Annotated in this window: 22 protein-coding genes; 16 read left to right on the top strand and 6 right to left on the bottom strand. The window is 63.0% G+C overall.

Annotated elements, in window-relative coordinates; translation table 11 throughout:
* Window positions 1-100 precede the first annotated feature (100 nt).
* The gene (locus N0P34_RS00075; protein WP_275604994.1) at window positions 101-1327 is read right to left on the bottom strand and encodes an FAD-dependent monooxygenase; all 1227 of its coding nucleotides are present in this window, start codon (window positions 1325-1327) and stop codon (window positions 101-103) included.
* Window positions 1328-1606: 279 nt separating this feature from the next.
* Here N0P34_RS00075 and N0P34_RS00080 point away from each other — a divergent pair, with 279 nt between their 5' ends.
* The 5 genes from N0P34_RS00080 to N0P34_RS00100 all read left to right on the top strand — a co-directional run bounded on the left by N0P34_RS00080 (window position 1607) and on the right by N0P34_RS00100 (window position 8306).
* Window positions 1607-1945: a P-II family nitrogen regulator gene (locus N0P34_RS00080; RefSeq protein ID WP_275604995.1), complete on the top strand. Its 339-nt coding sequence runs from the start codon at window positions 1607-1609 to the stop codon at window positions 1943-1945.
* Window positions 1946-1968: 23 nt separating this feature from the next.
* Window positions 1969-3333 (top strand): ammonium transporter, encoded by a 1365-nt coding sequence (locus N0P34_RS00085; protein WP_275604996.1) that lies wholly within the window; start codon window positions 1969-1971, stop codon window positions 3331-3333.
* 320 nt (window positions 3334-3653) lie between these two features.
* Complete coding sequence (locus tag N0P34_RS00090) at window positions 3654-3992, top strand: P-II family nitrogen regulator (protein WP_275604997.1); 339 nt, start codon at window positions 3654-3656, stop codon at window positions 3990-3992.
* Window positions 3993-4020: 28 nt separating this feature from the next.
* On the top strand, window positions 4021-5361 hold the full coding sequence (locus N0P34_RS00095; RefSeq protein ID WP_275604998.1) for an ammonium transporter: 1341 nt from the start codon (window positions 4021-4023) through the stop codon (window positions 5359-5361).
* 212 nt (window positions 5362-5573) lie between these two features.
* Window positions 5574-8306 carry a DNA translocase FtsK gene (locus N0P34_RS00100; protein ID WP_345774465.1) on the top strand — a complete coding sequence of 911 codons (2733 nt, stop codon included), beginning with the start codon at window positions 5574-5576 and terminating at the stop codon, window positions 8304-8306.
* Between the two features lie 72 nt (window positions 8307-8378).
* On the opposite strand, the gene N0P34_RS00105 is transcribed toward N0P34_RS00100, so the two are convergent.
* Entirely contained in the window at window positions 8379-8690 is a 312-nt protein-coding gene (locus N0P34_RS00105) for a hypothetical protein (protein ID WP_275604999.1), read from the bottom strand.
* A gap of 117 nt (window positions 8691-8807) precedes the next feature.
* Here N0P34_RS00105 and N0P34_RS00110 point away from each other — a divergent pair, with 117 nt between their 5' ends.
* Entirely contained in the window at window positions 8808-9440 is a 633-nt protein-coding gene (locus tag N0P34_RS00110) for an outer-membrane lipoprotein carrier protein LolA (RefSeq protein WP_275605000.1), read from the top strand.
* Window positions 9441-9595: 155 nt separating this feature from the next.
* Here the strand turns inward: N0P34_RS00110 and N0P34_RS00115 are convergent, their stop codons facing one another.
* Window positions 9596-10408 (bottom strand): undecaprenyl-diphosphate phosphatase, encoded by an 813-nt coding sequence (locus N0P34_RS00115; protein ID WP_275605001.1) that lies wholly within the window; start codon window positions 10406-10408, stop codon window positions 9596-9598.
* A gap of 106 nt (window positions 10409-10514) precedes the next feature.
* On the opposite strand from N0P34_RS00115, the gene N0P34_RS00120 reads away from it, so the two are divergent.
* The 4 genes from N0P34_RS00120 to ptsN all read left to right on the top strand — a co-directional run bounded on the left by N0P34_RS00120 (window position 10515) and on the right by ptsN (window position 14273).
* Window positions 10515-11192: a glutathione S-transferase family protein gene (locus tag N0P34_RS00120; protein WP_275605002.1), complete on the top strand. Its 678-nt coding sequence runs from the start codon at window positions 10515-10517 to the stop codon at window positions 11190-11192.
* A gap of 226 nt (window positions 11193-11418) precedes the next feature.
* Window positions 11419-12924 carry an RNA polymerase factor sigma-54 gene (gene rpoN / locus N0P34_RS00125; protein ID WP_275605003.1) on the top strand — a complete coding sequence of 502 codons (1506 nt, stop codon included), beginning with the start codon at window positions 11419-11421 and terminating at the stop codon, window positions 12922-12924.
* A gap of 258 nt (window positions 12925-13182) precedes the next feature.
* Window positions 13183-13758, top strand: coding sequence for an HPF/RaiA family ribosome-associated protein (locus N0P34_RS00130; protein ID WP_275605004.1), 576 nt, complete (start codon window positions 13183-13185; stop codon window positions 13756-13758).
* Between the two features lie 47 nt (window positions 13759-13805).
* Complete coding sequence (gene ptsN / locus N0P34_RS00135; protein WP_275605005.1) at window positions 13806-14273, top strand: PTS IIA-like nitrogen regulatory protein PtsN; 468 nt, start codon at window positions 13806-13808, stop codon at window positions 14271-14273.
* Between the two features lie 180 nt (window positions 14274-14453).
* Here ptsN and N0P34_RS00140 read toward each other — a convergent pair whose 3' ends face one another.
* Both N0P34_RS00140 and N0P34_RS00145 read right to left on the bottom strand, forming a co-directional pair.
* Window positions 14454-14744 (bottom strand): DUF1150 family protein, encoded by a 291-nt coding sequence (locus N0P34_RS00140; RefSeq protein WP_275605006.1) that lies wholly within the window; start codon window positions 14742-14744, stop codon window positions 14454-14456.
* A 57-nt stretch (window positions 14745-14801) separates the two neighbouring features.
* Window positions 14802-15221, bottom strand: coding sequence for an Hsp20 family protein (locus N0P34_RS00145; protein WP_275605007.1), 420 nt, complete (start codon window positions 15219-15221; stop codon window positions 14802-14804).
* Window positions 15222-15365: 144 nt separating this feature from the next.
* Here N0P34_RS00145 and N0P34_RS00150 point away from each other — a divergent pair, with 144 nt between their 5' ends.
* Entirely contained in the window at window positions 15366-16214 is an 849-nt protein-coding gene (locus tag N0P34_RS00150; RefSeq protein ID WP_275605008.1) for a glycosyltransferase family A protein, read from the top strand.
* A gap of 46 nt (window positions 16215-16260) precedes the next feature.
* On the opposite strand, the gene N0P34_RS00155 is transcribed toward N0P34_RS00150, so the two are convergent.
* Complete coding sequence (locus N0P34_RS00155; protein WP_275605009.1) at window positions 16261-16575, bottom strand: hypothetical protein; 315 nt, start codon at window positions 16573-16575, stop codon at window positions 16261-16263.
* 335 nt (window positions 16576-16910) lie between these two features.
* Here N0P34_RS00155 and rpmI point away from each other — a divergent pair, with 335 nt between their 5' ends.
* The 5 genes from rpmI (at window position 16911) to pheT (ending at window position 22481) form a co-directional block, all read left to right on the top strand.
* Window positions 16911-17111, top strand: coding sequence for a 50S ribosomal protein L35 (gene rpmI / locus N0P34_RS00160; protein WP_046105910.1), 201 nt, complete (start codon window positions 16911-16913; stop codon window positions 17109-17111).
* A 19-nt stretch (window positions 17112-17130) separates the two neighbouring features.
* Window positions 17131-17532 (top strand): 50S ribosomal protein L20, encoded by a 402-nt coding sequence (gene rplT, locus N0P34_RS00165; RefSeq protein ID WP_275605010.1) that lies wholly within the window; start codon window positions 17131-17133, stop codon window positions 17530-17532.
* A gap of 149 nt (window positions 17533-17681) precedes the next feature.
* Window positions 17682-18812 carry a phenylalanine--tRNA ligase subunit alpha gene (gene pheS, locus N0P34_RS00170; RefSeq protein WP_275605011.1) on the top strand — a complete coding sequence of 377 codons (1131 nt, stop codon included), beginning with the start codon at window positions 17682-17684 and terminating at the stop codon, window positions 18810-18812.
* Window positions 18813-19011: 199 nt separating this feature from the next.
* Window positions 19012-20046 carry an ASCH domain-containing protein gene (locus N0P34_RS20140; protein WP_345774446.1) on the top strand — a complete coding sequence of 345 codons (1035 nt, stop codon included), beginning with the start codon at window positions 19012-19014 and terminating at the stop codon, window positions 20044-20046.
* An 11-nt stretch (window positions 20047-20057) separates the two neighbouring features.
* Window positions 20058-22481: a phenylalanine--tRNA ligase subunit beta gene (gene pheT, locus N0P34_RS00180; protein ID WP_275605012.1), complete on the top strand. Its 2424-nt coding sequence runs from the start codon at window positions 20058-20060 to the stop codon at window positions 22479-22481.
* Window positions 22482-22483 lie beyond the last annotated feature (2 nt).

The following is a 22483-nucleotide window of genomic DNA, read 5'->3' on the forward strand; positions in this document are numbered from 1 at the left end:
AGGCGGCACCCATGCGCCGCCAATGCATTAACGAGGCTAGGACGATTTCGGTGCCATGTCTGCACATTTTTTCCGTGCAGCAGCGGCTCCCCAGCCGGTGTCAGATCGGCAGGCCCGACAAGAGCTTCGGCCCGCCATGAGATATTCCCGAAGCCGCGCGGATCAGCACATTCTTGACCGGCGCCGCCCGATCGACCAGGCCCAGCCCGAAATCGCGAAACGCCCGCACAGGGGCGATATCATTTGAAAACAGCCGGTTGAGCCCGTCCGTCATCATCGCCATGGCGGTGGTATCGAGCCGCCGCCAGGCCTGGTAGCGCTCCAGCACGTCGGCGCCGCCATGGTCGAGCCCGAGCCGCATCGCCTCGACGATCACCTCAGCCAGCGCAGCGACATCCTTCAAACCCAGATTGAGCCCCTGCCCGGCGATCGGGTGCACCACATGGGCCGCGTCGCCAATCAGGGCCAGCCGTGGCCCGACGAAGTCGCGCGCAATCTGCAGGCGCAGCGGAAAGCCCATCAGCTTGTCCTCGAGCGTCACCGCGCCAAGGCTCGAGCCCATCACCGCCTCGATCTCGCCGGCCAATTGCTCCGGTATCATGGCCAGGAATTCCGGCGCCCGCTCGGCGCTTTCCGTCCACACCAGCGAGGAGCGATTACCTGGCAGGGGCAGGCTGGCAAAGGGGCCTGAGGGTCTGAAATGTTCATAGGCGACGCCGTCATGGGGCAGTTCATGAGCGATGGTCGCGACCAAACCGGTCTGGCGATAATCGTGGTGAATGACGCCAATTCCGGCCCGCTGGCGCAGCGCCGATTGCGCGCCGTCGGCCGCGACGACCAGCGCGGTCTCGAGCACGCGTCCATCAGCCAGCACCAGCCGGGCCCTGGCGCCCTCGCCCCGCCAATCGGCAATCTCGGCCGGCGCGATCACCTCGACCATATCGCCCAGCGCGGCAAGCAGCGCGCCGGAGCTGGCCTGGTTGGGCACCATATGGGCAAAGGCCTCACCGGGCGCCACTTCGCCATCAAATTGCAGGAACAACGGCCGGGCTATGTCGCCAAGCCCCGAATCGGTGATGCGCATGGCGCTGATGGGCTGAGCCTTGGCCGCCATGGCGTCCCAGACGCCCAGCGCCTCGAAAATACGCCGCACGCCGGCGGCAATGGCAGAGGCGCGATTGTCCCGCGGCACGCTGAGCGGGCGGCGATCGACGAGGGCCACGCGGATACCGCGCGCCGACTGCGCCAGCGCCAGCGCCAGCGTCATGCCCACCGGGCCACCGCCCACAATGACCACGTCGAATTGCTCTGCCCTAGGCTCGGTCATCCGCATTCTCCCTTTGTCGCCATTGTCCCAATTGCCCGCGCTGCGAGCAAGCGCGCGATTGCCGCAAGGGTCGCTGCCTTTATTTTCACCTTCACCCCGGCAACTGCCCATTTGTTGGCCATTCGCTTGGCGTGATGACGACCTCGAAACAGACTGCAGCCAGACACCCAAAGCCGAAACTCCCGGAAAACCAGCCATTTCTGCGGCTGAGCCTCCGTTTGGCACGGCTCTTGAGTGAGGTGTGCTGCGAAGTGCGCAGAAGCATCGAAAGGGGATGTTATGAAGCTGGTGGTTGCCATCATCAAGCCGTCGCGTCTGGAAGAGGTGAGACAATCTCTCAACTCCCTCGACGTCCACGGCATGACGGTCACGGAAGTGAGGGGCTATGGAAGGCAGAAGGGCCATTCCGAGATTTATCGCGGCACTGAATATGCGGTGCATTTCCTGCCCAAGCTCAAGCTGGAGATTGCCGTCGATGACGCCCTTGTCGACGCGGTGAGCAACGCCATTCGCGACGCCGCCCAGACCGGACGTATCGGCGACGGCAAGATCTTCGTGCTCGATCTTCTGGCCGTCACCCGCATTCGCACCGGCGAAACCGGCGCGTCCGCTCTCTAGTCCCGCCTCAAGGAGAACAGATAATGACAGGGTTCAAATTCCCCCTCCCCCTCCTGGGCGGCGCTGCCCTTGGCGCCCTCCTCATGACTCTTCCCGCGCTCGGCCAGGACGCCGCCGCGACCGAAATCGTGGAAGCCGCGGTCGGCGGTGAAACACCGCTCCAGACCCAGTTTATCCTCAACAGCTTCCTGATGCTGGTTGGCGGGTTCCTGGTGTTCTGGATGGCGGCCGGCTTTGCCATGCTCGAAGCGGGCATGGTGCGCACCAAGAACGTTTCCATGCAGCTTCTGAAGAACATCACCATGTATTCGGTGGCGTGCCTGGCCTACTACATCATCGGCTACAAGCTCATGTATCCCGGCGACGGCTGGATGATCCCCAATATCCTGGGCGCTCTGGGCATTGCCGTGCTCGAGCCGGTCGGGCTCACCCCGGACGCCGCCGATCTCAGCTATGCAACGGTCAGCTCGGACTTCTTTTTCCAGGTGATGTTCTGCGCCACGGCTGCGTCCATTGTCTCGGGCACCGTCGCCGAGCGCATCAAGCTGTGGCCATTCTTGATCTTCGTGGCCGTGCTGACGGCGCTGATCTATCCGATCCAGGCCTCCTGGAAATGGGGTGGCGGCTTCCTCGATGCCGATTTCGGCTTCCTCGATTTTGCCGGCTCCACCGTCGTTCACTCCGTGGGTGGCTGGGCGGCCCTCGCCGGGGCCATCGTGCTCGGCGCCCGCAAGGGCAAGTACAATGCCGATGGCTCGGTCAATGTGATCCCCGGCTCCAACATGCCGCTGGTCGTCCTCGGCATGTTCATCCTCTGGTTCGGCTGGTACGGTTTTAACGGCGCTTCCCAGCTCGCCATGGGCACTGTCGGGGATATCGCCGATGTCGGCCGCGTCATGGCCAATACCAATGCCGGCGCCATTGGCGGCGCCCTGGCCGCGGCGGCGCTTGCTGCGATCATGTACAAGAAGGTGGACCTGACCTTCGTCGTCAACGGCGCACTGGCCGGCCTCGTCTCAATCACCGCCGAACCCCTTACGCCCGGCCTAGGCACCGCCTCGCTGATCGGCGCCGTCGGCGGCATCATCGTCGTCCTCACCGTGCCGCTGCTCGATCGCTTCAAGATCGACGACGTCGTTGGCGCCATCCCGGTTCACCTCTTTGCCGGCATCTGGGGCACGATCGCCGTGGTGTTCACCAATCCCGACGCCAGCCTTGGCGGCCAGCTCATCTCCATCTTCACCGTCGGGGCCTTCGTCTTCTCGGTCAGCATGATCCTCTGGACCATCCTCAAGGCGGTCATGGGCCTGCGCCCGAGCGCCGAAGACGAAGACCTTGGCCTCGACGTGGCCGAAGTTGGCGTCGAAGCCTACCCGGCCTTCAAATGATCAAATCCGGGGTGGCCGTTCGCGGCCACCTCCACCTGCTTGCCGGCAGCGTGCAGTTCGCGCCCTCTTGGCCCGCCACAGAGGCTTCCCACTCGCAAACCGCGCGGACTGCACACTCCCGGCAATCATGCACAAAAAATACGCGAAGACCGGCGCCTCTGCACATTTTCGAGGCACTTTCCTGCCTCATCGGCGACGGGCGGTTTAACCCTATGCGTAACCCACTGACATCATGAGACAATCTGCCTTGGCAGCACTTGGCACGGCACTTGAGTCATCATCTCCGTCCAGCACGCGCCCGATGGCGCCAAGGGGGTTCTATGAAACTGGTGGTTGCTATCATTAAGCCGTCGCGGCTCGAGGAAGTGCGACAGGCTCTGACTACCCTCGATGTCCACGGCATGACCGTCACCGAGGTGAGGGGCTATGGCCGGCAGAAAGGCCATTCCGAGATCTATCGCGGCACCGAATATGCCGTGCACTTCCTCCCCAAGCTCAAGCTCGAAATCGCCGTCGATGACGCGCTCGCCGATCAGGTGAGCACGGTAATCCGCGACGCCGCCCAGACCGGCCGCATCGGCGACGGCAAGATCTTTGTGCTCGACCTTCTCGCTGTCACCCGCATCCGCACCGGCGAAACCGGCCCATCCGCGCTCTGAGCGTCATCCCTTCCGGAGGCAATTTTTGATGAAAATGTCCAAACTCTTGGGGAGCGCTACACTGGCCTCCCTCCTTCTGGCCCTACCGGCCCTGGCGCAGGACGCCGCCCCTGAGGCCGCCGCTGCCGTCGAGGAAATCGCTGCCATCGATACCGGCGACACCGCCTGGATGATCGTTTCGACCTTGCTCGTCATTCTCATGACCATTCCCGGCGTTGCCCTCTTCTATGGTGGCCTCGTGCGCGGCAAGAACGTGCTCTCGGTCGTGACCCAGGTCTTCGGCGCCTTCTCCATGATCGCGCTGCTCTGGGTGGCCTATGGCTATTCGCTGGCCTTCTCGGGCCCCACCGAGGGGGGCCTTTCGGCCTATATCGGCGATTTCTCCAATTTCTTCCTCGCCAATGTGAACCCGGACTCCGTTTCGGGGACCATTCCCGAGCTGGTCTTCGTCGTCTTCCAGCTGACCTTTGCCTGCATCACCGCCACGCTGGTCGTCGGCGGCATTGCCGAGCGCATGAAGTTCGGCGCGGTGATGGCGTTCCTGGCCATCTGGTTCACCTTCTCCTACCTGCCGATCGCCCACATGGTGTGGTCGGGCGCCGGCCTCTTCTTCAACATGGGCGCCCTCGACTTTGCCGGCGGCACCGTTGTCCATATCAATTCCGGTGTTGCCGCCCTGGTCGCCGCAATCGTGCTTGGCCCGCGCCTGAGCTACATGAAGGAGCCGATTGCGCCGCATAACCTCGTCTTCGCCTATATCGGCGCGTGCCTGCTCTGGGTCGGCTGGTTCGGCTTCAACGCCGGTTCTGCCCTCGGCGCCAACGGGCTTGCCGCCCAGGCCTTCCTCAACACCATCACCGCGCCTGCCGCTGCGGCCATCGCCTGGGCCGTGGGCGAAAAGATCATGCGTGGCCATGCCTCTGCCCTGGGCTTCATCTCGGGTGCCGTCGCCGGTCTCGTCGCCATCACGCCCGCTGCCGGCTTTGCCGGCACTTTCGGCTCGATCATTCTCGGCGCCGTCACCGGTTTCGTCTGCCTCTGGGCCGTCGTCACCCTCAAGCCGATGCTGAAATATGACGACAGCCTCGACGTCTTCGGCATCCACGGCGTGGGCGGCATTGTAGGCGCCATCGGCACCGCCATCGTCGCCGATCCGGCGCTCGGCGGCTTTGGCGCCGAGGGCTATGCCATGGGCGGGCAGCTGGTCACCCAGATCCTGGCCGTGCTGGTCGCGATCATCTGGTCCGGTGTCGTGGCCTTCATCGCCATGCTCATCGTCAAGGCGATCTTTGGCGGCGCCCGCGTCACCGAAGGGGGCGAGAGCGATGGCCTCGACCTCACCACGCATGGCGAACGCGCCTACAACTGACCTCTTCACGGGTGGCGCTTCGGCGCCACCCGCTCCTGCCGCCAATGGCCGGCCGATTCTACTCCCCCCACAGCTGCATTGCCGAAAAATTCCGCTCCGCCGGGCGCTTACGGACAATTTCCGATGGTTAGCACGCGATTAACCACAGCCCGCTAGCATGGGAGCACTCGGGTCTGCGAATGGTCGCTGCCCGGCAAAAGTATTGCGTGACCATGCCCAGCTCCCCCGTACCAACGCTCGATGACGTCCGTCCTGTGCCGCCCCGCGGCGCACGTGGCAAGGCCCGGCCCAGTGCCGCCATGCCCAAGCCGGCCCCCATCATCTCCATCCGTATTCCCCTGCGCATTGCAGGCCTGATGCTGCTGGCGCTTTGTGCGGTATTGCTGGTGTCAATGGCCACATGGTCGGTCGATGACCCGTCCCTGTCCTATGGCACGGCCAAGTCGCCGGAGAACTGGCTGGGCTATCCGGGAGCCGCCATCGCCGACATCCTGTTCCAGTTCCTGGGCATGGCCGCGCTGGTCATGGTCGTGCCGCTGGCGCTCTGGGGTTGGGCCATGACGCGGCGCATGCAGCCGACCAAGCTCGGCCTTCGCGTGCTCTCCTGGCTGGGCGCCACCCTGCTCGCCACCGGCGTTCTTGCCTTCATTCCCCTGCCCGAAACCTGGCCCCTGCCAACCGGGCTCGGCGGCCTTTCGGGCATGCTGTTTTCCAATCTGGCTGCGAGCGTCGCCGGTGCAGAGCCGCAGCCGATCACCTCGGCGCTGTTTGCCGTCATCATCGCCGCACCCGCCCTGGCCCTGTTCTGGATCGCCATGGGTCTTGGCACCGCCATTCCCACCGCCCCGCGCAAGAACCGCAAGGGCGTCGTCGAGGACGATATCGCCGACGAGCGCGAGCCCAATCCGCTGGTCGAGGTGGCCATCGGCGCGATCGTCCATATGGGCTATTCGCTGCGCACCGCCTTCCGTCGCGCCCGGGCCGATCACGCCGCCCGCCAGGCCGAGGAACAGGAATGGCGCGACCATACCGCCGAGCCTGGCCTCACCCCGCACGAACCCGAACCCGATCTGCGCGAACCGGGCTTTGTCGCGCCGCAGCGCCGCATCCATGCGCCTGCCGTCCATGCCCAGGCAGCCCATGCCGCCCCGGTCGAGCCCGCATTCGAGCAGATATCGCCGCGCGTCAATGCCCGCCCGGCCTATGACGAAACCGAGATCGACTATCCCGACGAGGTCGAGGACGCGGACATCCCCTTTGTGCCCGACAATTCGGTGCCCGTGGTCAGCCACACCCAGCGCGGCGATTCGCGCTTTACCCCGGTCGATCCCGCAGCGCCCCGCGTCGCCGCACCCGCACCGCGCCCGGTCCAGGGCCAGCGCGTCTTCCGCGAGGCCCAGCCGAGCCTGCTCGACGAACCCAGTGGGTTCGAACTGCCCGCGCTCAGCCTTCTCGCCGAACCCCGCCTTGGCGGCCCCTCGCCCGAGCACGCGCCTGAGCGTCTCGAGGCAATGGCCCGCAAGCTCGAAGAAGTGCTGCAGGATTTCGGCGTCAAGGGCGACATCATCAATGTCCGTCCCGGGCCGGTCGTCACGCTGTTCGAACTCGAGCCGGCTCCCGGCATCAAGTCGAGCCGCGTCATCTCGCTGGCCGACGACATTGCCCGCTCCATGTCGGCGATCTCGGCCCGCGTCGCCGTGGTGCCGGGCCGCAATGCCATCGGCATCGAACTGCCCAATCAGAACCGGGAAACCGTCTTCTTCCGCGAAATGCTGGCCTCGTCCGATTTCGAGAAGATGAAGGGCAAGCTGCCGATCTGCCTCGGCAAGACCATTGGCGGCGAACCCATCATCGCCGATCTCGCCCGCATGCCGCATCTGCTCATCGCCGGCACCACCGGCTCGGGCAAGTCGGTCGGCATCAACACGTTCATTCTCTCGCTGCTCTTCCAGATGACGCCCGAGCAGTGCCGCATGATCATGATCGACCCCAAGATGCTCGAACTCAGCATCTATGACGGCATCCCGCATCTGCTGACGCCGGTTGTCACCGACCCGCAAAAGGCCGTCGTGGCGCTCAAATGGGCCGTCCGCGAGATGGAAGACCGCTATCGCAAGATGAGCAAGATCGGTGTGCGCAACATCGACGGCTTCAACCAGCGCGTCTCGGAAGCCGCCAAGGAAGGCCGCACAATCTCCCGCACCGTCCAGACCGGCTTTGACCGCGAAACCGGCGAGGCGATCTATGAGAGCGAAGAGTTCGATCTCGAGCCCTTGCCCTATATCGTCGTCATCGTCGACGAAATGGCCGATCTCATGATGGTGGCCGGCAAGGACATTGAAGGCGCCATCCAGCGCCTCGCCCAGATGGCCCGTGCCGCCGGTATCCATATCGTCACCGCGACCCAGCGTCCGTCGGTGGACGTCATCACCGGCACGATCAAGGCCAACTTCCCGACCCGTATCTCGTTCATGGTGACCTCCAAGATCGACAGCCGCACCATTCTGGGCGAACAGGGCGCCGAACAGCTCCTGGGCAATGGCGACATGCTCTACATGGCCTCGGGCGGCCGCACCAAGCGCCTGCATGGCGCCTTCGTCTCCGATGCGGAGGTCGAAGCCGTCGTCAAACATCTCAAGAGCCAGGGCGCGCCGGATTATCTCGATTCCGTCACCGCCGATGACGAAGAGGGTGGCATGGATGGCGGCGCTGCCGGCGGCGGCGACGATTATGCCGGCTCGGGCGACGAGCTCTACGACAAGGCCGTCCATATCGTGCTCACCGACAAGAAGGCCTCCACCTCCTATGTCCAGCGGCGCCTCGCCATTGGCTACAACAAGGCGGCGACCCTGATCGAGCGCATGGAACGCGAGGGCGTCATCAGCCCTGCCAACCACGCCGGCAAGCGCGAGATCCTCGTCGGCAACAATTCCGACGGCTATTGAGGCGACACAAGGCTGAATTGGTAAGGGCGCTCCTCTGGGGGGCGCCCTTTGCATTTACCGCAACAAAAACGCTCAGGGCACGGGCGGGCAGCGCGGCGCTTCGGGCATGGCCGAAAACTGGCGCGGCCCGGCCAAGGCCTCGCCCCGCTTGTTCGGCAGGTCGATGATGCGCACCATCATGGTGCACTCCCCAAACCGGACCTCATAGCGGTCGGGTGCAACCAGGTTCACCCCATCCACGAGCTTTTCGACACCCAATATGTCCACCGCCGCCTTCAGCACCGCCTCGATTTCCGCCTGCCGCTGATATTGGGGCGGCAGCGCCGCCAGGCTTGGCATCGTTCCCGCGAGCACCAATATGAGAATAGAGGCAAGGCGCTTCATCTTGTCCGTGATCTCCGTCACAATGGATGGCACCGGCGGGTGGAACCTTCCACCTCTTGCCGCAATTGCTGCCTAGCCTAGTCTGACCTGAAAAAGCCCGCGAGGAAATCCCAGACGATGATTCGCCGTCACGCTCTCCTGCTTGGTGCCGCCATGGCGCTGGCCCCCATTTTCCCCGCTCTGGCACAGGGGCGCACCCTCTCCCCCGAGGAGCAGCAACTCATCGGCGAAATCAACGCCCACAACACCGCCATCCGCACCATGGCGGGCCGGTTCCTGCAGATCGACACCAATGGCGGGCGCACCGAGGGCACGTTCTTCCTCGAGCGGCCCGACAAGGTCCGCTTCCGCTACAATCCGCCCTCGCGCGAGGAAATCGTCTCGGTCGGTCGCGGCTTCTACATCCTCAATCGCCAGGACGAGACCTATTACGCCTATCCGCAGGACTCGATCCCGCTCCGGCAGTTCCTCGGCGACCAGATCAATCTGCTCAACGCCAATGTGGTGGATGTCTCCACCTCGGATGGTTACATGGCCATCACCGTGGTCGACCAGACCGTCGCCGGCACGGTGCAGGTGTCGCTGATTTTCGACGTCGAAACCAAGGATCTGGCGCAGTGGAGCCTTGTCGAGCCAAGCGGCGCCGAGCTCACCTTTTCGCTCTACGACGTCCAGACCGGCGTCGAGATCCCGCGCTCCTATTTCTCCATCCCGGCCAACTACAAGGGTCTTGATCCCTCGACTCGCTAGCGTTCGGCTTCACCGTGAAGCACTCCCTCCTGGCCTCCCCCTGAAAAAGGGGGGAGGGACAGATCGAGTATGCGGTGACGCTTGGGCGCCCCTGAAAACCCCTCCCCCTACCAGGGGGGAGGTTGGGTGGGGATCTTGCTTCCCCAAAGAAAATCTCAGCCGCCCATCACCAGCAGCGCAATCAGCCCCGCGCCACCCACGACAATCCGCCACCAGGCGAACGGCGCAAAGCCGTGACGCGACACGAAATCGAGCAGATAGCGCACCACCAGCGCCCCCACCACGAAGGACGCGGCAAAGCCGATGGCGATATTGAGCCCCAGGCTCATATCGATGAGATCGCGGCTCTTGTAGAGATCATAGCCGAAGGCGCCGACCATGATCGGCAGGGCGATGAAGAAGGTGAATTCGGCTGCCGACCGCTTGGTCGCGCCAAAGAGCATGGCACCCACCACCGTCGCCCCGGACCGCGATACGCCCGGGATAAGGGCGATCATCTGGAAAAAGCCGACGATCAGCGCCAGATGCCAAGGGAATTGGTAGATGTCGTCATAGGCATTGCGCTTGGGCATGCGGTCGACCAGAAGCAGGACCACACCGCCGACGAGCAGCGAAATACAGATGACGATCGGCGTCTCGTAGATGACCTGCTGGACATAGTCGCGGAACAGCACGCCCGCCAGCGCGCCGGGGACACTCGCGAGGATGACTGCCACCGCAAAGTGCCAGGCATAGGCCTTGCCCATCAGCGCATCGCGAATGAGAAGGCCCAGCTTGGCGAAATAGACGGTTATCACCGCCAGGATCGCCCCGAGCTGGATGAGGACGATGAAGGTCGCCGGCTGGCTCAATCCGAAAAAATGGCCGGCCAGAAGAAGATGTCCGGTCGAGCTCACCGGAAGGAATTCGGTAAGCCCTTCGATAATTCCCAGTACCAAAGGCACAAAAAGACCTTGATCCCCGTTCATTCCATCCCCTAACTCGTTTCTTGGGTCGCGCGCCCTCTTAGCCTTGTTCGAATTTTTCGCCAAGCAGAGGAGAAGCGCCGGCCGTGTTCCCAGACAGAGCCCGTTCATGCCCACGCTTGTGCACTACCCCCTCGATCCAGCTTCGCGTCTCATTCGGCTCATGTGCGCCGAATATGGCGTGCCGCTCGACGTCGAAGAGGTAAAGCCCTGGCTGCGCGAGGATTATCTGCTCGATCTCAATCCGGCCGCGACGCTGCCTATCCTCGTCACCGAGGCGGAAATTCCCATTATCGGCATTTTTGCCGCCATCCATGCGGTGGAGGATTTCTACGCGCCCCAGGCCGTGGCGGGTCTGCTGCCGGCCGAGCCGCTCGCCCGCGCCGAAATGTGGCGGCTGGTGGAATGGATGCTGGTCAAGTTCAACGACGAGGTCACCCGCTATCTCTTCGAAGAAAAGATCGCAAAGCGCGACCTCAAAGGGGCGACGCCCGAGCCATCCGTGTTGCGCGCTGCAAAAACCAATCTTGCCGAGCACATCCTCTATTTCAACTGGCTCCTGGCCAGCCGCAACTGGTTGGCCGGCGACGAAATGAGCCTCGCCGATTTCGCGCTCGCCGCCCATCTATCCACCCTCGACTATCTGGGTGATATGGACTGGGCCAAGGCCGCCGAAATGCGCGACTGGTATTCGCGCATCAAATCCCGCCCGGCCTTCCGGACCCTGCTCAATGATCGCGTCGTCGCCATGCCCCCCTCGAAAGGCTATGCCGACCTCGATTTTTGATGGCCGGATTTCCACACGCCGCCCCACCGCGCCAGATTGCCTTGTCCAGCGACAAGCCCCTGAGCGGGCGGAGAATGCCGGCCTCTTCGTGATCTTGCGCTCCGCCCCTCCCCGGCAATTGGCACGATAATTGCCCTGATGCTTGCCCTCCGCCGCGAATTGCGCCATCTTGCGCCCGAAATGCCGAAAAATACGGCATGGCGTCTCATGCAAGGGGTTGTAAAATATGGCACTTTCGCCGCGGCTCGAATTCCGCCAGGCGCAGAGCCTCACCCTGACGCCGCAATTGATGCAGTCGATAAAACTGCTGCAATTGAGTCATCTCGAGCTCAGCACCTTTGTCGACGAGGAATTGCTCCGGAACCCCCTGCTCGAACGCGAGGACAGCGCGGCCGAAGCTTCCGAGCCGACCGAGCCCGTCGAAACAAGTCTTTCCGGCGACGCCTTCGACGGCATGATCGCCCAGGGCGGCGAACAGATCCCGCAAGCCAGTGAGATCGCCGATGGTCTCGATACTTCGGTCGACAATGTCTTTCCCGACGAAAGCCCGGGGGATCTGGGGCAGTCTTCCGGTCCCGACCGCAATGGCAGTTTCGAGGGTGGGGACGCCCCCGATATCGACCAGTACGTCGCCAGCCGCCCGCGGCTGTCCGATCATCTCGAAACCCAGGCGCAGATGCTGCTGCGCACCCAGACCGATCGCCTCATTGCGCTGCATCTGATCAATGGGCTCAACGAGGCCGGCTATCTCGCTGTCGAGCTGACCTCCATCGCCGAATTGCTCGGCACCGACCTTGCCGATGTCGAGGCCGTTCTCGGCGCCCTCCAGGGCTGCGATCCCGTCGGCGTGTTCGCCCGCACTGTCGCAGAATGCCTCGCCCTGCAATTGGCCGATCGCGACCGGCTCGATCCGATGATGCAACGCCTGCTCGACAATCTTGATCTCTTGGCCGAGCACAATATGCCGGGGCTTCTCAAGGCGGTCGGCTGCGATCGCGAAGACCTCATGGACATGCTGGGCGAATTGCGCCGGCTCGATCCGCGACCCGGCCTTGCCTTCGAAAGCACCCCGGTCGAGACGGTCGTGCCCGATGTCTTCGTTCGTTCCGGGAATGATGGCGGCTGGCAGATCGAGCTCAATTCCGATGTACTGCCGCGCGTCCTCGTCAATCGGGTCTATTATGCAATTGTCAGCAAGAAGACCCGCGGTGAAGAAAAGACTTTCCTCTCCGACTGCCTCGCCACCGCCAATTGGCTGACCAAAAGCCTCGACCAGCGCGCCCAGACGATTACCAAGGTTGCCGCCGAGATTGTGCGCCAGCAGGATGGTTTTCTCACCCATGGCGTCGCGCATTTGAAGCCGATGACGCTCAAGATGGTGGCCGAGGAAATCGAAATGCACGAATCCACGGTCAGCCGCGTCACCGCCAATAAATACATGGCCACGCCGCGCGGCCTTTACGAGATGAAATATTTCTTCACCACCGCCATCGCCTCGAGCGACGGGGGTGGCGACCATTCGGCCGAGGCGGTGCGCCATCGCATCCGCCAATTGATCGACGCCGAATCGATCAAGGACATCCTCTCCGACGACACGATCGCCGAAATCCTGCGCAAGGAGCAGGGCATCGACGTCGCCCGCCGCACCGTGGCGAAATATCGTGAGGGCATGAACATCCCCTCCTCCGTCATCCGCCGGCGCCAGAAGAAGAATCTCGAAAACATGGCCTGAGGCGACCACGCGCCTCTGCGCCAATGGTTTTTCTCCTCGAGAGGGGAAACCCCAGCCCGTCGCGCGGCGTTGCCTCTTCGACGCTTTCCCGCAATCGGGGCGGGTGCGCCTTTGCGCATTGCCCCCGGCGCGGGGTGGGGCTAGCATCACCTCTACCGGCACCTCATATCTAGGGTGCTGGCAGGCGTGATCCCGAAAACCGGGAACGGCTTTCGGGACCCAATCGCGTCGCCCAACGACCGAAAGGAAGAACAAGCCATGACGTTGCGCGTTTCGGGAAAGAATATGGATGTCGGTGATGCCCTGCGTGGGAAGGCGCAGGATCATCTTGACGGCGTTGTCGGGAAGTATTTCGCCGGCGGCTATGACGGGCATCTGACCCTCACCCCGGATGGGATCGGCTTCCGTGCCGATTGTGTCGTCCACCTCGATTCAGGTGCCACCCTGCAGGCGAGCGCCGCGGGAGGCGATGCAACCAGCGCCTATGAGGTGATGGCTCTCAATATCGAAAAACGCCTGCGCCGATACAATCGCAAGCTCAAGCAGCACCCGCGCGGCGCCAATGGCACTGGCGAGGACATTCCCGCCCAATACACAGTTTTCGGATCCTCCGAGGCCATGGACGAGCTGGACGAGGATTATGCCCCGCCCGTCATTGCCGAGACCACGCAGAACCTGCGTTCCATGAGCGTTGAGGAGGCCGTTATGGAGCTCGATCTCTCCGGTACCCAGGTTGTGATGTTCCGGCACGCTGGACATGGCGGGCTGAATGTGGTCTACCGCCGCTCCGACGGCAATATAGGCTGGATCGACCCCGCCCTCGGCGCCAATTGAGCGATCCGGTCGCCGCACTCTAGTTCAATAGAGATCAAGGCAGATTAATGGAATTGGCCGATATCCTGGCAAAGCACGCCGTGCTGACTTGCACGGGCATGACTTCAAAGCGCCAGCTCTTCGAATTGCTTGCCGACAAGGCAGCGGAATTGACCGGCCTTGATCGGACCGACATCCTTGCGGCCATTGTTGGCCGCGAGGAACTTGGCTCGACTGGACTGGGCAATGGCATTGCTATCCCGCATGGCAAGCTGGCTGGCCTCAAGGGCGTCGTTGCCGCGTTCGCGCGGCTCGACCATCCAATCGATTTCGATGCTGTCGATGACCAGCCGGTGGATCTGGTCATGATGTTGCTGGCGCCTGTTGGCGCCGGGGCCGATCACCTCAAGGCGCTGTCCAGTGTCGCGCGCATGCTGCGCACCGAGGATATCGTCGATCAACTGCGCCACGAGCCGGACACGGAGCGGCTCTATGCCATCCTGACTCAACCGCTCGAAGGCAATTACGCCGCCTGATCCTGTGATGGCGCCAGAATGAAAAGCCCCGGGGCGATGCCGCGGGGCTTTTGTATTTCTGGGCATGGCCGTTAGGCTTAAAGCATGTCTCCCGAAAGTGGCACCGGTTTCGGGATAAAGACATGCGTAAAAACAAAGAGCTAAAGCGCAAAGAGCGAATCCTAGAGATCGCGACGCGCTTTAGTGGAGCGTTGCGAGCCCCAGGCTCTTGTCCCCCAACCATTCGGTCACCGCATCGGCGGTGTCGGCGACCATCAGGGGCGTGCCGTCGGCGGACATGACGAGCTGATATTCTTCTGCCGCGTCGAACTCGGCGTCGCTGATCATGCTTGAGAGGACGTGGCCCGAGACCGGCTTGACATAGGCGACCGCGCTGCCACCCAGGGCGGCGAACTGGGCCGGGGTCAGAAGCTTGAGCGGATGCACATGCTCTGCGGTGCTGTCGGAAGTGCGTTTATCCATCATCGTCATGGCCCTTTCCTGAACTTGTTGTTGGGCTCGCTGCCGGGGCCACCGGCAAAAATCAAACTACAGCGAGCGTATCTCTATGCGGCGGGCGGTCTTGGGCGCTTGGGGGCGCTCGAGAGTAATAACGAGCATGCCATGGCCTAAAGTTGCATCCTTCACGATCATTCCATCGGCAAGCAGAAAACTGCGCTGGAATTGTCGGGCTGCAATGCCACGGTGGAGGAACTCACGTCCCGGCTCGTCCTTCTGCCTTCCCCTGACACTGAGCTGGTTGTCTTCGCTGACAATTTCCAGCTCTGCCTGGGAAAAGCCGGCTACGGCGATGGAGATCAGAAATGTCTCGGCTCCATCCGCACCCGGACTGCGCTCGATATTGTAGGGCGGATAGCCATCCGCGGACCGGGCCAAGCGGTCGATCCGCTCTTCGAAGCTGTCGAACCCGAGCAGAAAGGGTGCAGAAAACACCGAGATACGCGACATAAAGCCGTCCTTGTTGATCCAAGCAACGTCCGCGGCCCCCGACCCGATTGCAGTGGCATCGGCGACCTGCCAGAGATATGGGACAGCCTGCCGCGCGGTTCAAGTCACCTCACCCCTTATGCCCTGCACGAAGGATCGGCCCCCATGAGCACGACCATCGCCATCGTCACTCCGGCCTACAAGGCCCAGGATACGCTTCCCACCACGGTGCGGAGCGTGCTCGACCAGACCCACGCGGACTGGCAGCACTGGATCGTGGCCGACGATGGCTTTAATTATGAAGAGTTTCTGTCCCAGGCCGGGCTCTCCGATCCCCGCCAGCGGTTCCTCACCAGCGGGGGCATCGGCCGCGGCGCCTCAATCACCCGCAATGTCGCGCTTGAGGCGCTCGACGCGCCTTACGCGGCCATCCTCGATGCCGACGACCGGATGAAGCCGCAAAAGCTGGCCCTGGCCCTCACGGGCCTTGCCGAGCACGCCATTATCTCGAGCGCGCTCGACGTCATGACCATGGATTTCAGCCATCTCCGCCATGTCGGGGCCGGGCCCGACCGCGTCCTGACGCCGGGGGAACACAAATGGGTGAACCTCTCCATGGACGCCCAGATCGTCTGGGACCGTCGTCGCTGCGAAGGGCGGTTCGATGCCACCATGAGCAATATGACGGACCTCGAATTCCTGCTCCAGCTCTATCGCACCGTGCCGAGCTCGCTGCATCTGGGTACGCCGCTGCATGACTATATCAAGCGCGAGGGCTCGATGAGCAACAAGACCGACGTCACCTCCGGCATGATTGCGTCCAAGCACGAAATCCTGGCTCGCCTCGAAGCCGGCCATTACGGGCTCGGCACCGAAGATGTCGAGGGCCTCGCCGGTTTTCTCAGGATTTCCCTTGAGGCCGAGGCGCTCTATGGCGCAGCGCTCGCCGCACAGCCGGGTCTCCTTTTCGAAGATCATATCGAGCCCATGCTGGCTGCCGCCCGCCCGCAATAAAAAAAGGGCGGCCCGAAGGCCGCCCGTCCTGATCGCGCCGGTTCGATTACAGCGCGTAAAGGGTCACGGCGGCGCCATTGGCGTCGCTGTCGATGCCGACGATCTGGTCAAGCGTGAAACCCTGGTCGGTGATGGTGCGGGCGAGGAAAGGGTTGTTCTTGATCTGGTTCTGCAGCGAGGAGACGTCCACATCCACGGCCAGCGAGCGGGCCTCGGACGGATTGACCTTCAGAACGGTGGCAAAATAGGCGTCGTTCAGCGCGTCGAACGAGACATTGGCATCGAACGGGCTGGCCTGGGCAATGCCGGCGGCACTGGTGGCGAGGACGGCGGCGAGGGCGATCGACTTGATAAAGCGCATTTTGGTTACTCCATGAGGGAAAAGAGAAATTTCGCGGCCCGACATCGTCAGGCATGGAGAAGAGACGCTCAGGGGCGGGACAAAGTTTCATTAATGTTCGGAAAGACAGAACACTCATTTTTGAGCGGGCTGCAGAAAACCGATAATGGTGCGCCTGCGTAGCGCGACGGATTTACCGCCTGGTGGCCCGGGCCGTCCTCACGCCCCTTGCCACCTTGCCCAATTGGTCCTATAGAGCCCACTTCTCCGGATCGCCCGGCCAAAAGGCATGCCGTGGCGGTCTTTGAAAGCGATGGGTTCCAAAAGACCCGTCCAGACCAATAAGGACCCGCAAAATGCCCAAGATGAAGACCAAGTCCGGTGCCAAGAAGCGTTTCAGCTTCACCGCAACCGGCAAGGTGAAGGCCGGCGTCGCCGGCAAGCGCCACCGCCTGATCAGCCACAATGCAAAGTACATCCGCACCAACCGCGGCACCAAGATCCTGTCCAAGGGCGACGAGGGTCTGGTGAAGTGGTACATGCCGTACAACCGCTAAGCTGGAAGGACACGAATAAATGTCACGCGTAAAAAGAGGCGTAACCGCCCACGCCCGTCATAAGAAGGTCTTGAAGGCTGCAGAGGGCTATTATGGCCGCCGCAAGTCTACGATCCGCATTGCCAAGCAGGCTGTGGAAAAGGCCGGTCAGTACGCCTATCGCGACCGTCGTAACAAGAAGCGTAATTTCCGCGCCCTGTGGATCCAGCGCATCAACGCCGCCGTGCGTGAATATGGCCTGACCTATGGCCGATTTATCGACGGCCTCACCAAGGCTGAGATTGCCGTTGACCGTAAGGTGCTGTCCGATCTCGCGATCACCCAGCCCGAAGCGTTCGGCGCTCTGGTCGCCAAGGCCAAGGCATCGCTGGCTTACCTCGAAAGCTTCGAGGCCACCACCCACGCCCGCGCGACTGCCTAAAGCCTGGTAGCGCTCCGCACGGGGCGCCTACTGGACCATTCCTCCGCTTTGCTGAGGTCAAAAATTGCGCCTTGCGCCGCCCGACAGGGCTGGTGCGGGGCGTTTTTGTTTGCTCTAACCGCGCCAGCCCGTCCGAGTTGAAGAAGATCATGTCCCTGCAAGCTGAGATCGACACCCTGCGCACCGATTTGTCGGTTGCCATTGCCGCCGCCGAAAACGAAGCCGCGCTGGATAGCGTCCGCGTCGCCGCCCTGGGCAAGAAGGGCTCCGTCTCGGCATTGCTGGGCACGCTCGGCACCATGGCTCCCGAAGAGCGCAAATCGGCCGGTCCCGCCATCAACGGCCTCAAGGTCGAGATCGCCGGGCTGATCGAAGCGCGCAGCGCCGAACTCAAGGCCGCAGCGCTCGAAGCCCGCCTCAAGGCCGAGACCGTCGATATCACCCTGCCGCTGCAGCCTGCGCCCACTGCGCGCGGCCGCATCCACCCGATTTCCCAGACGATCGACGAAATCACCGCCATTTTCTCGGACATGGGTTTTTCCATCTCCGAAGGGCCCGATATCGAAACCGACTATTACAATTTCACCGCGCTGAACTTCCCCGAAGGTCACCCGGCGCGCGAAATGCATGACACCTTCTTCATGAAGCCGGGCCCGGACGGGGTGAAAAAGGTCCTGCGCACCCACACCTCCCCGGTGCAGGTGCGCGTCATGAAAAAGACCAATGAAAAGCCGGCCGCCTCCTACCTCACCCCGCCGCAGGATCCGCCGATCCGCGTCGTCGTGCCCGGCCGCACCTATCGCAATGACAGCGACCAGACCCACACCCCGATGTTCCATCAGGTCGAAGGTCTCGTCATCGACAAGTCGAGCCACATCGGCCAGCTGCGCTGGGTCCTTGAAGAGTTCCTCAAGGCATTCTTCGAGGTGCCCAACGTTACCCTGCGTTTCCGCCCCAGCTTCTTCCCCTTCACCGAGCCCTCCATGGAAGTCGACGTCCAGTGCGACCGCTCCGGCTCGGAAGTGAAGATCGGCGAGGGCAATGACTGGCTCGAAATTTTGGGCTGCGGCATGGTTCACCCCAATGTCCTGCGCGAAGCCGGCCTCGACCCCGACGTCTACCAGGGCTTTGCCTTCGGCGCCGGCATCGACCGCCTCGCCATGCTCAAATACGGCATGCCTGATCTCCGCGCCTTCTTCGACGCCGACCAGCGCTGGATCGAGCACTACGGTTTCAGGCCCCTCGATCTCCCCACCCTTTTTGGCGGCCTGTCGAGCTAACTGAGCAAGCGATGCTGTCCGCGCACCCAAACCCATCGGCTCCTGCGTCTCCCTCCCCCTTGTGGGGAGGGACGTCGCGCAGCGCCAAGGGTGGGGGTGTGGCTCCGCAGACTCTATCCGTGGGGCGCACCCCCACCCTCAATCCCTCCCCACAAGGGGAAGGGAGGCCGCGCAGTGTTCGTGAAGAGAGTGTCGCCCAATGACGGCGTCGTCAGACACAAAAGTCCGCTTCGCCTTCGGTGACTCTCCCGAGCTCGCCGATCGCCTGCTCGCGCTCGTCCTTGCTGGCAAGAAGACCGCCACCTGCGGCGCGCTTCGCGATTTTGGTTCCGGCAAGGAGCCCATGCCCCAAGTCGGCCGACAGGACATCGTCCTCAATGGCGCTGGCGAAGAGGCCTGCATCATCGAAACCGTCTCGGTCGAAACCCGCAAATTCAGCGAGATCACCCCCGCCTTCACCGATCTTGAAGGCGAAGGCCCCTATGCGGAATGGCGCGCAGGTCACGAAGACTATTTCGCCCGCAATGGCGGCTTCTCACCCGACATGGACATCGTCTGCGAAATTTTTCGCCTCGTCTCGGTCCTGCCGGCCGGGCGCGAAACCTATAATCGCGTCGCTACCCCGATCTTCATCGTCACCGATATCGAATCGGACGGCCCCACCCCGCTGCACAATTCCATGCTGAGCTTTGCTTCGGTGGCCATCACTGCCGATGGCACGCGCCATGGCGAGTTCGAGGCGGTCTTAAAACCCCGGCCGGATCGCACCACCAATGAAACCACCATGGCCTGGTGGGCCACTCAGCCCGAAGCCTGGAAGGCGGCCACCGAAGGCGCCGAAGACCCGGCTGTCGTCATGCCGCGCTTTGCCGACTGGGTCGAAAGCCTGCCCGGCCCAAAAGTCTTCGCGGCCGCGCCCATGATCTTTGATGGTCTCTGGATGGACCATTATCTCGATGAATATGCCGGCACCCGCGTCCTCTCCGGGCCCTTCAAGAGCCGGCAGATTTTTCGCGGCGGCGGCGTCTGCCTTTACACCATGGCCGGAACCCTGCGCGGTGCGCCCTATCTCGATTGGGGCATGAGCAAGCTGCCGGCCGAGTTCTACGGCCATATCCCCCACACGCACCGAGCCATCGACGATGCCCGCGGCTTCGCCAATGTGCTCGTTGAACTTTTTCAACTTTCGTCCGCGCTGCCGCCTGTTACCGGCAGCAAAAGTGACTTCCGTTAAGGTCCAGAAACATGAAATTCACGCTTGATTGGCTCCATGAGCATCTCGATACCCAGGCTTCGCCAGAGGAAATCGGCAAGGCGCTGACCATGATCGGCCTGGAAGTCGAAGGCATTGAAAGCCAGGGCAAGGCGCTCGAAAAATTCGTGGTCGCCCATGTCGTCTCGGCGACGCCGCACCCCAATTCCGACCACCTCAATATCTGCAAGGTCGATGCCGGCACCGGCGAATTGATCGACGTGGTCTGCGGCGCGCCCAATGCCCGCACTGGCCTCAAGTCGGTCTTCGCCTTCCCCGGCACCTATATTCCGGGCAAGGATTTTGAATTGAAGGGTGGCGTTGTCATTCGTGGCGCGCCGTCCAATGGCATGCTCTGCTCGGCCGCCGAGCTGGAACTCTCCAATGACCACGATGGTATCATCGAGCTGCCCGAAGACGCCCCGATCGGCGCAAAATATGTCGACTACGCGGGCATCAATGGCGTCGTCTTCGACATCTCCATCACCCCCAACCGGGGTGACGCGACCGGCGTCTATGGCGTCGCGCGCGATCTCGCCGCCTTCGGCCTCGGCACGCTGAAAAAAACCGATTTCTCACCCGTGCCCTCCACCGGGCCGAGCCCGATCCCGGCCCTGCCGCATCAGTTCGCCGAAGGCGCGCCCAAGGCGATCCGCAAGTTCGCCGGCCGCTACATCGCCAATGTGAAAAACGGCCCCTCGCCTGAGTGGCTGCAGGCGCGCCTGCGTGCTGTGGGCCTGCGCCCCATCAACACCATCGTCGACATCACCAATCTGGTCTCGCTCGGCTGGGGTCGTCCGCTCCACGCCTATGATGCCGACAAGGTCGAAGGCACCATGGTGCTGCGCAATGCGCGGGGCGAAGAGTTCGACGCGCTCGACAACAAGATCTATACGCTCGACGAGACCATGACCGTCATCGCCGACGACAAGGGCCCGCTCTGCCTCGGTGGCATCATGGGCGGCATCCGCTCGGGCGTCACCGAAGAGACCGTCAATGTCGTGATGGAATGCGCGTCCTGGGATCCCGATCTCATCGCCCAGTCCGGCCGCAAGACCGGCATTGTCTCGGATGCCCGCTATCGCCTCGAGCGCAATGTCGATCCGGCCCTGACCGAACCTGGTCTTGAGCTGGCCACCCGTCTCGTCCTTGAGCTCTGCGGCGGCGAGCCGAAGGAACCGGCGATTTCAGGCGAAGACGTGTTCCCGAACACAATCGTTGAATTCCCGCTCTCCGAAGTGAAGCGCCTCACCGGCATCACCTCCGCTCCGGAAGAGGTTGAGGCCATCCTCACCCGCCTCGGCTTTGCCGTCGAAGGCTCGGGCGATACCCGTCAGGTAAAGGTGCCGTCCTGGCGTCCGGACGTGACGCAGAAGGCTGACCTCGTTGAGGAAGTCATGCGCATGGTCGGCGTCGACAACGTCCCGGTTGAGCCGCTGCCGCGTCTCAACCACGTTGCCCCGCGCATCCTCACCACCATCCAGAACCGCCGCCGCATCGCCCGCCGGGCGTTGGCGACGCGCGGTCTCGATGAGGTCGTCACCTGGAGCTTCATCTCCAATGCCGATGCCACCCGATTTGGCGGCGGCACCGAGGACCGGCAGCTGGCGAACGCCATTGCTGCCGACATGACCGACATGCGCCCGTCCCTGCTCCCCGGCATCATTGCCGGCGCGCGCCGCAACGCCAATCGCGGCTTTGCCGATGTGGCCCTGTTCGAGGTTGGCCAGGTCTTTCTCTCCGACAAGCCCGAAGGCCAGCACACCTATGCCTCGGGCGTGCGCACCGGCACGTCCACGCTCAACGGTTCTGGTCGCCACTGGTCCGGCAAGCCGCAGACCGTTTCCGTCTGGGATGCCAAGGCCGATCTCTCCGCCGTGCTCGATTCCCTTGGCGTCGACATCGAAAAGGTCCAGATCCTGCCCGAGCCTGCCGCCTGGAGCCATCCGGGTCGCGGCGGCCGCATCGCGCTCGGCCCAAAGGTCACGCTCGGCTGGTTCGGTGAACTGCACCCGGCTCTGGCCGCCGAACTCGACATCGAAGGCCCCATCGCCGCCTTCGAAATCGACCTCGACGCACTCCCCGAGCCGCGCAAGAAGGCGACCAAGACCAAGCCGGCCCTGGCCCTCAGCCAGTTCCAGCCTTTGAGCCGCGACTTTGCCTTCGTGATGGACCGCGCGGTCACCGCCGCCACCATCCTCAAGGCCGCCAAGGGCGCCGAAAAGACGCTGATCAAGGATGTCGGGATTTTCGATGTTTTCGAAGGTGTCCATGTCGGCGAGGGCAAGAAGTCCGTCGCCATCGAGGTGACCCTGCAGCCCCGCGACAAGACGCTGACCGACGAAGACATCGAAAAAGTTTCCGCCGCCATCGTCGCCGCCGTCACCAAGGCCACAGGCGGCGAACTGCGCAAGTAAGT

The organism is Devosia sp. FJ2-5-3 (genome assembly GCF_029201545.1).
GTDB lineage: Bacteria > Pseudomonadota > Alphaproteobacteria > Rhizobiales > Devosiaceae > Devosia.

What these genes read in the sequence shown, in the direction of transcription:
- N0P34_RS00075 (WP_275604994.1), bottom strand. Translation starts at nt 1,327, where the DNA reads ATGACCGAGCCTAGGGCAGAGCAATTCGACGTGGTCATTGTGGGCGGT.
- N0P34_RS00080 (WP_275604995.1), top strand. Translation starts at nt 1,607, where the DNA reads ATGAAGCTGGTGGTTGCCATCATCAAGCCGTCGCGTCTGGAAGAGGTG.
- N0P34_RS00085 (WP_275604996.1), top strand. Translation starts at nt 1,969, where the DNA reads ATGACAGGGTTCAAATTCCCCCTCCCCCTCCTGGGCGGCGCTGCCCTT.
- N0P34_RS00090 (WP_275604997.1), top strand. Translation starts at nt 3,654, where the DNA reads ATGAAACTGGTGGTTGCTATCATTAAGCCGTCGCGGCTCGAGGAAGTG.
- N0P34_RS00095 (WP_275604998.1), top strand. Translation starts at nt 4,021, where the DNA reads ATGAAAATGTCCAAACTCTTGGGGAGCGCTACACTGGCCTCCCTCCTT.
- N0P34_RS00100 (WP_345774465.1), top strand. Translation starts at nt 5,574, where the DNA reads ATGCCCAGCTCCCCCGTACCAACGCTCGATGACGTCCGTCCTGTGCCG.
- N0P34_RS00105 (WP_275604999.1), bottom strand. Translation starts at nt 8,690, where the DNA reads ATGAAGCGCCTTGCCTCTATTCTCATATTGGTGCTCGCGGGAACGATG.
- N0P34_RS00110 (WP_275605000.1), top strand. Translation starts at nt 8,808, where the DNA reads ATGATTCGCCGTCACGCTCTCCTGCTTGGTGCCGCCATGGCGCTGGCC.
- N0P34_RS00115 (WP_275605001.1), bottom strand. Translation starts at nt 10,408, where the DNA reads ATGAACGGGGATCAAGGTCTTTTTGTGCCTTTGGTACTGGGAATTATC.
- N0P34_RS00120 (WP_275605002.1), top strand. Translation starts at nt 10,515, where the DNA reads ATGCCCACGCTTGTGCACTACCCCCTCGATCCAGCTTCGCGTCTCATT.
- rpoN (WP_275605003.1), top strand. Translation starts at nt 11,419, where the DNA reads ATGGCACTTTCGCCGCGGCTCGAATTCCGCCAGGCGCAGAGCCTCACC.
- N0P34_RS00130 (WP_275605004.1), top strand. Translation starts at nt 13,183, where the DNA reads ATGACGTTGCGCGTTTCGGGAAAGAATATGGATGTCGGTGATGCCCTG.
- ptsN (WP_275605005.1), top strand. Translation starts at nt 13,806, where the DNA reads ATGGAATTGGCCGATATCCTGGCAAAGCACGCCGTGCTGACTTGCACG.
- N0P34_RS00140 (WP_275605006.1), bottom strand. Translation starts at nt 14,744, where the DNA reads ATGACGATGATGGATAAACGCACTTCCGACAGCACCGCAGAGCATGTG.
- N0P34_RS00145 (WP_275605007.1), bottom strand. Translation starts at nt 15,221, where the DNA reads ATGTCGCGTATCTCGGTGTTTTCTGCACCCTTTCTGCTCGGGTTCGAC.
- N0P34_RS00150 (WP_275605008.1), top strand. Translation starts at nt 15,366, where the DNA reads ATGAGCACGACCATCGCCATCGTCACTCCGGCCTACAAGGCCCAGGAT.
- N0P34_RS00155 (WP_275605009.1), bottom strand. Translation starts at nt 16,575, where the DNA reads ATGCGCTTTATCAAGTCGATCGCCCTCGCCGCCGTCCTCGCCACCAGT.
- rpmI (WP_046105910.1), top strand. Translation starts at nt 16,911, where the DNA reads ATGCCCAAGATGAAGACCAAGTCCGGTGCCAAGAAGCGTTTCAGCTTC.
- rplT (WP_275605010.1), top strand. Translation starts at nt 17,131, where the DNA reads ATGTCACGCGTAAAAAGAGGCGTAACCGCCCACGCCCGTCATAAGAAG.
- pheS (WP_275605011.1), top strand. Translation starts at nt 17,682, where the DNA reads ATGTCCCTGCAAGCTGAGATCGACACCCTGCGCACCGATTTGTCGGTT.
- N0P34_RS20140 (WP_345774446.1), top strand. Translation starts at nt 19,012, where the DNA reads ATGACGGCGTCGTCAGACACAAAAGTCCGCTTCGCCTTCGGTGACTCT.
- pheT (WP_275605012.1), top strand. Translation starts at nt 20,058, where the DNA reads ATGAAATTCACGCTTGATTGGCTCCATGAGCATCTCGATACCCAGGCT.